General features: G+C 46.9%; 1 protein-coding gene. It reads left to right on the top strand.

Going from position 1 to position 463, the window contains the following annotated elements; genetic code table 11:
• A partial coding sequence (locus tag PH558_RS34090) for a hypothetical protein (RefSeq protein ID WP_483314225.1) occupies positions 1 to 437 on the top strand: 437 nt, incomplete at its 5' end.
• Between the last annotated feature and the right edge of the window lie 26 nt (positions 438 to 463).

Here is a 463-nt window from a genome sequence, read left to right as displayed (position 1 = left end):
TGAATACCCAGAATCTAATCGCAGATCATCGAGAAAAACATGACAGAGAGAACCTCGGATTCACTCAAGTGTATCCACTAGGCTGGAAGCGACTGATGGCTCTTGCCAAAGGAAATCAGGGCGCATTTGGGTTGTATACTTTTTTGGCACAACATATCGATGGTGCTTGTGGTGCGGTTGTAGCGGACCAAGCTTTTCTGGCTGCTCAGTTTGATGTGACTACTCGAACTGTGCGTAATTGGATCTCATACCTAGAAGAGCAAAAAGCCATAGTCAAAATTCCTGTTGCGGGAAGAGTTTGCGCCTATGCACTTAACCCACATGAGGTCTGGAAAGGCTATGACAACAACAAGCCTACAGCAGCATTCTTGACAAAGACCTTAGTCAGCAAAGACGGGGAAATTAAGCGCCGAATCATGGCCATGTTTTCAAATTGAGCTAGCGGCAGGCGGACAATCAGGGG

The sequence above is a fragment of the Rhizobium pantanalense genome (assembly GCF_030182525.1).
GTDB lineage: Bacteria > Pseudomonadota > Alphaproteobacteria > Rhizobiales > Rhizobiaceae > Rhizobium.
The sequence above is the reverse complement of the archived record's forward strand: the minus strand, read 5'-3'. Positions and strand labels throughout refer to the sequence as shown.